The following is a 3,261-nucleotide window of genomic DNA, read 5'->3' on the forward strand; positions in this document are numbered from 1 at the left end:
CGCAGGGGCAACGGACATTCTGGACGACGCCGGCAAACGCTTCCGCCTTCAACACTGGACGCGCGTGGAGCAGGCTAGCGGTCTTCAATTCAACCGCAAGGGGTTCCTGGCTCGCGAAGGCTTTGTATACGATACGGAACCCATCTGCCGAGCGGTGGTAACCGCGCGCGCATTTGCTCCAGGACAGAATCCGCTTCCGCTATTTCGTACTCTGCAGCGAGCATTCTACATTGATGCCCGAGATACCACGGCAACGGATGTCCTGGTCGAAGTGGCAGCCGGCGCCCTGGCAGACAGCGGCCTCGATGTATCGAAGCAGGCATTTCGCGATCTCTTCGAATCCGATAATGTGAAGCAAGCGACGCAGGCGGATTTTTCCCTCGCCCGTAGCTGGGGTATATCAAGTTTCCCGAGTTTGCTCGTCGAAGATCGAGGACAGTTGCAACTTCTGGCGACGGGGTTCACATCCCTGGATATTTTGAACAATCGATTGAACAAGGTATTGGGCGAGCGCGCATTTGCGCGGCATGAATGAAACGTTGTCTCCACGGCCGGGGGCCATGTGTTGGCAATCCAATTTCGCTGCATGGATCGTAGCGGTCCCGGCAATATCGCCCCCTGAGATGCCGGATTCTCGCGGGGCGAGCTGACGCGCAGCCTGCCCGACAGCGGGGGCAGGTCCATCAGGTGCCGGAGTGGTAGTGGATGGTCTGCGTGGTCAGGTGCTACATGCTACGATTTCCTCCATAAATCTCTCCGACATCCATCAAGGGAGGCAGACATGGCGATAGTCGAAAACGGCAACCAGGAAACCGAGTTTTGGGAGGGCGTGCGCGTAGCCGCGGACTCCCGCTACCGGGCCGAACAGGCCGCGAAGATGCGGCGCACTATCGGCTGGGCCTTGGGGTTCTCAATCGCAGGCCTGTGCTTGGCGCTGGTAGCTCACCGGCGACACCGGGACACCGTGCATCTGTTTGGCTTGGGCGATGAGAAGGAAAATGGCTAGTGATTTTCTGCCCACTCCATGATCCATGAGTAACGATGGGAGATTGCCGTGTCGAGCCATGTCTTTGTCGAAGAAGGGGATTACCACTGCCACTGCACGGTCTGGGAGTCACATGGCGGGATTTGGCAGGCATCAGTATTGTTCGAGCGAAAGATCGATCACACCAACGAGTTCATCCCTGGCTTGCGGCACAAGATGAAAAACCGGTTCGGCAGCAAGGATGAAGCGATCCGCGAAGCAATTGCCTACGCAAAGGCTTGCGTCGAGAACACGCAGACGGGGCTGTAGTCTCACGCCATTTTCCCGGCCGCTGCGCCTGCTTCATGGTCGATCATGGGCCGTGCAATGATGGCACTTGCCGTGCGACTAACCGGTATCGGCCAGGTCATATGGGGTATGACACCACTATCCAGGGGTGACCAGCGTGTACTTGGGGCGTGGAAGCCCAGGCACGAGGCAGCCCGAAGCGCTTTTGGCCGTGCGTATCTTCTCCGCTATTGCGTCCCGGACACAGGTGGGGGCGGAGATGCAGGGCCCGGCGCCATTCAGCGCCGGGCCAGGCGAACTACGGACAGGCGCGGCTGAAGGAGTCATCATGCAAGAGCTTGCCTTTCGCACCATGCTGTACCGCTACTTCTTCTTCGGCTGGCTGTTCCGCGACGTCAGCCGGGGCAATCTCGTCGAACGTACCGTCGCCTGGCGTTTCAACCAGGCGCACGCGCACTGGCTGCTGACCTATATGCGGCGCTGGCTCTGGTGCGGGCTGTCCTTCTGCGCCCTGGGTGGCGTGGTCGAACTGATGCTGCGCGCGCCTGGCCTGTCGGCGCTCTTCTACGTGCCCGGTGTGCTCAGCGTGCCGGTCAACGTCGTCATCGTTGTGCTCTGGATCGGCCTGAAGGCACTTCCCGGGCCGCTGTGAGCGGTGGCGCCGGCGCCGGCCAGAGTGCTGAATTTTCGGGCCAAGAAGGCCCGACATCCCCGGGCGCTTCGGGAATGTGCCGGGCGGCCGTGGCCGGCCAGTCTTGATTCCCGCTGCCAGTCGCCATGTCAGGCCCACTATGTGTATAGAATAGCGGCTGCCCTTCCCGGGCAGCCAATTTATCAATGCAATCCATACGCAAACGACCAGCCATCGACGGTGATCTCGGCTGGTATGAATCATCACCTTCCCGTCATTCCGGTCTCGGAGCGCGCCTCAAGGGGGAGCAGCATTTCGATGTTGCCATCGTAGGGGCCGGTTTCACCGGCATCTCGCTGGCACGCCGGCTGGCGGAGATCCGTCCGCAGGCAAGGATCGCCCTTATCGACGCACTTGAGATCGGCCAGGGCACCTCGGGCCGCAACGCTGGCTTCCTGATCGATGTGCCGCACAACGTGGATGGTGGACAGCCGGACGCCGAATACGAGCGCCAGCTGTTCGCGCTGAACAATTTTGCCATCAGCCAGTTGCGCGGCCTGAAAGAACGATACCGCATCGATTGCGGCTGGCACGACGCGGGGAAATACATGTCGGCGCACGAGGAAGGCAATCTAGCCAGGCTCGCGTGTTTTGCCGACGCCCTGAAGGCCGCTGGCTTCGAATATGAAGTCGTGGAAGGACAGGCCCTCTCGCGGCGGCTCGGCACAAGCTATTACAAGGCGGCGGTCTATACACCCGGCAACGTGCTGGTAAACCCGGCGGCCCTGGTTCGCGGTCTGGCCGCTGCGCTACCGGAATCAGTCACGCTGTTCGCGGCGAGCCCGGTAGTGGCCTGCGACTACGGGCCAGTCCATACCCTGAAGTTCCTGGACGGCACCTTGCGCGCTGACGTGCTGGCGCTAACCGTCGGCAGTTTCAGCGAGGCATTCGGCCGCGCCGGGAACCGGCTGGCTTCACTCTTCACCTATGCGAGCCTGACCGAACCGCTATCCGGCAGCGAAGTCTCGACCCATTTCAGCGGGGTACGGCCCTGGGGTACCACATCGGCGCACCCGGCCGGAACCACCGTCCGCTACACGCCTGACGGGCGCATCTTTGTGCGCAACACGTTTCACCTTCAGCCTGCGCTGCGCAGCAGCGACACCTGCCTGCAGGCCGCATGGGCAAACCACCGCACGTCATTCGAGGCGCGTTTTCCCTTCATTGCCGGTAAGCGCTTCGAATACACATGGGGCGGGCTCATCAGCATGACGCTCAACCATCACTCCGTGTTCCGCAAGGATGGGGACAACTTCTTCAGCACCGTGGGGTGCAATGGTGTCGGCCTCGTCAAGGG

The 3,261-nt window shown here is 61.3% G+C and carries 5 protein-coding genes; all 5 read left to right on the plus strand.

Going from position 1 to position 3,261, the window contains the following annotated elements; all coding sequences use genetic code 11:
• On the plus strand, nucleotides 1-535 hold a 535-nt coding region (locus AC1DKD_RS40225; protein WP_477144648.1), incomplete at its 5' end, for a DsbA family protein.
• A 246-nt stretch (nucleotides 536-781) separates the two neighbouring features.
• Nucleotides 782-1,006 carry a hypothetical protein gene (locus AC1DKD_RS40230; RefSeq protein WP_441627923.1) on the plus strand — a complete coding sequence of 75 codons (225 nt, stop codon included), beginning with the start codon at nucleotides 782-784 and terminating at the stop codon, nucleotides 1,004-1,006.
• A gap of 48 nt (nucleotides 1,007-1,054) precedes the next feature.
• Nucleotides 1,055-1,294 (plus strand): hypothetical protein, encoded by a 240-nt coding sequence (locus AC1DKD_RS40235; protein WP_441627921.1) that lies wholly within the window; start codon nucleotides 1,055-1,057, stop codon nucleotides 1,292-1,294.
• 307 nt (nucleotides 1,295-1,601) lie between these two features.
• Entirely contained in the window at nucleotides 1,602-1,925 is a 324-nt protein-coding gene (locus AC1DKD_RS40240; RefSeq protein WP_441627920.1) for a hypothetical protein, read from the plus strand.
• Between the two features lie 185 nt (nucleotides 1,926-2,110).
• A partial coding sequence (locus tag AC1DKD_RS40245) for an NAD(P)/FAD-dependent oxidoreductase (RefSeq protein ID WP_477144649.1) occupies nucleotides 2,111-3,261 on the plus strand: 1,151 nt, incomplete at its 3' end.

It is taken from the genome of Cupriavidus sp. 05T313 (genome assembly GCF_056396665.1).

What these genes read in the sequence shown, in the direction of transcription:
- AC1DKD_RS40230 (WP_441627923.1), top strand. Translation starts at nt 782, where the DNA reads ATGGCGATAGTCGAAAACGGCAACCAGGAAACCGAGTTTTGGGAGGGC.
- AC1DKD_RS40240 (WP_441627920.1), top strand. Translation starts at nt 1,602, where the DNA reads ATGCAAGAGCTTGCCTTTCGCACCATGCTGTACCGCTACTTCTTCTTC.